3 protein-coding genes are annotated in these 3,520 nt (G+C 70.1%); all 3 read left to right on the top strand.

Annotated features, from left to right (window positions below; translation table 11 throughout):
• Nucleotides 1–910, top strand: a 910-nt coding sequence (locus FF041_RS28885; RefSeq protein WP_153525535.1) for a TauD/TfdA family dioxygenase, incomplete at its 5' end; no start/stop codon positions are given.
• 28 nt (nt 911–938) lie between these two features.
• Nucleotides 939–2,576, top strand: a complete 1,638-nt coding sequence (locus FF041_RS28880; RefSeq protein ID WP_153525534.1) for a PhpK family radical SAM P-methyltransferase — start codon at nt 939–941, stop codon at nt 2,574–2,576.
• Nucleotides 2,573–3,520: AMP-binding protein (locus tag FF041_RS28875; RefSeq protein ID WP_194292207.1), on the top strand; the 948-nt coding region annotated here is incomplete at its 3' end. The genes FF041_RS28880 and FF041_RS28875, both read left to right, overlap by 4 nt.

Raw genomic sequence — 3,520 nt, 5'->3', positions numbered from 1 at the left:
CGCCCGCAGAGCGGAGGTGCGCACCGAGCTCCTGCGCCGCGGCCATCTGCTGATCCGCGGTCTGCCCCTCACGGACGCCGCGTCCTTCGCCGCCCTGCGCGACGTCCTCGTGGACGAGCGCGCGGCCTACCAGGAGAAGGCCACCCCACGCAGCGACTACGGCTTCGGCGTGTACTCCTCCACCGACCTGCCGGCCGTGCAGCCGATCCGTCTGCACAACGAGAACAGCTACACCCTCGACTTCCCCGGCCTGCTGCTCTTCGGCTGCGTCGAAGCCCCCGAGGAGGGCGGCGCCACGACTGTCGCGGACGTCCGCGAGGTGCTGCGCGCCCTGCCCGACGACCTGGTGACGAGGTTCCGTACGACGGGGTGGCTGCTGACGCGGAACTACTACCGCGAGGCCGGTCTGCCCTGGACCACGTCCTTCGCGACGGACAGCCGTGACGAGGTCGAGGCGTACTGCGCGAGCCGGCTCACCGGCTGTGCCTGGACCGGTCGGAACGGACTGCGGACCGTGCAGCGCCGCTCCGCCGTCGTCACCCACCCGGTCACCGGCGAGGAGGTGTGGTTCAACCACGCCGCGTTCTGGAGCCGCTGGTCGCTGGAGGAGGAGGTGCGGGACGTCCTGGAGACGACGTTCGGTGCGGACGGCATGCCCTTCGACACGGCGTACGGCGACGGCGCCGCGCTGTCCGAGCAGGAGATCCGCGTCATCAACGCGGCCTACGACGCCGCGACCCGCCGTGAGCGCTGGCAGCCGGGCGATCTGCTGCTCGTCGACAACATCCTCTCCGCCCACGGCCGCGATGCCTTCCGCGGACAGCGCGAGATCCTCGTCGCCATGGGCGAACCCGTTCCTCTGTCGGCCTGTGCGCCGACGGTCGAGCCCGCCGCAGCCGCTTCCCACTGACCACACCAGGACTTGGAGCACCCCCCGGATGCCGGACCTCGACTGCGTCGTCATCGGTTACAACGAGGGCGACTTCGACGACTACCGCCTCATGTGCGAGCGAAGCGGCCCGGATTCTCCCGAATGGCAGATATATCGCAAGGAGCATCTCGAAATAGACGGCCGACCGATGCCGTGGATGGACGTGCTCAGCACCCTCAGCAATCGGGCCACCGGGCGCAGCGACCATTACCACGTCGGCGAGGTCTTCAATCTCGCGAGCCTTTATCTGGCCAATTTCCTTCGGCGGCACGGTATCCGCACGGATGCCGTCTCCCTGTTCGGCGCCGAACAGCGGAGGCTCGCGGAACTGCTGACCCGCGGGCCCGCTGTCGTCGCGATCACCACCACCTTCTACGTCAACATCCTTTCGGTGATCCCTGTCGTCGAATTCGTACGGCATCACGCCCCGGGCGCGCATATCGTGATCGGCGGCCCCCTCATCGACAATCTCTGCCTGGACGGCATCACCGACGAGGTGCAGGATCTCCTCCACGGCATGGGCGCGGACAGCTATGTCCGCGAGTCACAGGGAGAGCACGCGCTGGCCGAACTGTGCCGCGCGGTCATGGCGCGTGAGGCGCTCGGCGGAGTGTCCAACCTCATCACCTGCCCCGACGGCGGCGACTGGGTGGCCAACCGGCGCAAGCCGGAGGCCAACGGCCTCGACGCCTGTGCCATCGATTGGTCGGCGTTCACTCCCGAACAGATCGGCGCCACGGCCCAGACCCGCACCGCCCGCAGCTGCGCCTTCAAATGCAGCTTCTGCGACTATCCGACCCGCGCCGGCGCCCTCACCACCGCCTCCGTCGAGACGGTCCGCACGGAGTTGCGCGCGATGGCCGAGCTCGGAGTGCGCAACCTGGTCTTCGTCGACGACACCTTCAACGTGCCGCCCAGGCGTTTCAAGGAGCTGTGCCGGATGATGATCGAGGAGGACCTCGGGATCACCTGGTACTCGTACTTCCGCTGCTCCAACGCCCGCGACGAGGAGACCTTCGACCTCGCCGCCGCCAGCGGCTGCCGCGGTGTCTTCCTCGGCATCGAGTCCGGCGACATGGACATCCTCGCCAACATGAACAAGCTGGCGCAGGACTCCCAGTACCGGGCCGGCATCGCCCGCCTCAAGGAGCGGGGCATCACCACGTTCGCCTCGATCATCGTCGGCTTCCCCGGCGAGAACGAGCGCACCATGCGGAACACCATCGACTTCGTGAACGAGACGGCCCCCACCTTCTGGCGTGCCCAGCCCTGGTGGGGCAACCCGCGCTCGCCCGTCTACCGGAGCAAGGAGCTGTACGGCATCGAGGGGGCCGCCTACGACTGGTCGCACGCCACCATGGACTCCCGTGAAGCCGCCCGGTGGTGCGACACCATGTTCGACCGGGTGACCGAGTCGGTGTGGCTTCCGCTGTACGACTTCGACTTCTGGTCCCTGCCCTACCTGGACGGCAAGGGCCTCGGTGTCGACCAGCTCGTGCCGCTCCTCCGGATCTCCCGGGATCTGATGCGCGAACGCGACGGAGCCGGCCCTGACCCGGTCCGCCTCGCCGCCCTGGGCGACCAGCTCGCCAAGGGCGTCGCCGCGCTGGACCTCGCGCCGGCCCGATTCTCGTACGCCTCGTGATCCCGGACCTGATCAGCGCCGCCGCCCAGGCGCACCCCGACCGTGCGGCCGTGGTCGCCCCGTCGGGCTCGCTCTCGTACGCCCAATTGGACGGACGGTCCGATCAGGTACGGAACGAGCTCGTACGACGGGGTGTGCCCCGGCAGTCCGTGGTCGGTCTGCATCTGCCCCGTGGGCTCGACCTGGTCGTCGCGCTCGTCGCGGTCCTCAAAGCGGGGTGTGCCTACCTGCCGCTGGACCCCGGGTACCCGGACCGCCGGCTGAGCGAGCTGGCGGGGCGCGCGGATGCCTCGGCGGTGCTGAGCGGTGGCGGGGCGCCGCCCTGGCCGGACGGCTGCACCGGGGTGGGCATGGCCGAGGCGCTCGCCGCGCCGCCGTCCCCGCCGGTCGCGGCCGGCGGGGCTGGAAGGGCCGGCGGGGTGGCACACCCTGACGAGTCGGCCTACGTCCTGTTCACCTCCGGGACCACGGGCGCTCCCAAGGCGGTGGAGGTCACCCACGGCAACCTGATGCATCTGCTGCGCGGTCTGGAGACCACCGTGTGGCGCGGTCTGGGGCATGCCCGGGTCGCCTGGAACGCCAGTGCGTCCTTCGACGCCTCCGTACAGCAGTGGCTGCGTCTGTGCCGCGGGGACACCCTCGTCCTCCTGGACGAGGAGACCCGGCTCGACCCCCTCGCGATGGCGCGCTATCTGGCGCGTCACCGGGTGACCGACCTGGACGCCGTCCCATCCCACCTCCACCAGCTCCTCGCCGCACTCGCCGGGACGGGCGTGCCGCTGCGGCTGCTCGTCGGTGGCGAGCCGTTGCCCGAGGCGCTCTGGCGCGAACTGGCCCGGCTGCCGGGCGTGCGCGCCTGGAACGTCTACGGCCCCACCGAGTGCACGGTCGACTCCACCGCGGCCGAGGTCACCGGATGCCGCCCCGAGTTGGGGAAACCGCTG

Origin of the sequence: Streptomyces jumonjinensis, from assembly GCF_009600885.1 — a bacterium.
GTDB classification, from domain to species: Bacteria; Actinomycetota; Actinomycetes; order Streptomycetales; family Streptomycetaceae; genus Streptomyces; species Streptomyces jumonjinensis.
The sequence above is the reverse complement of the archived record's forward strand: the minus strand, read 5'-3'. Positions and strand labels throughout refer to the sequence as shown.

Bases quoted from the DNA above. Each gene is read 5' to 3' on its own strand.
- FF041_RS28880 (WP_153525534.1), top strand. From the start codon at position 939: ATGCCGGACCTCGACTGCGTCGTCATCGGTTACAACGAGGGCGACTTC.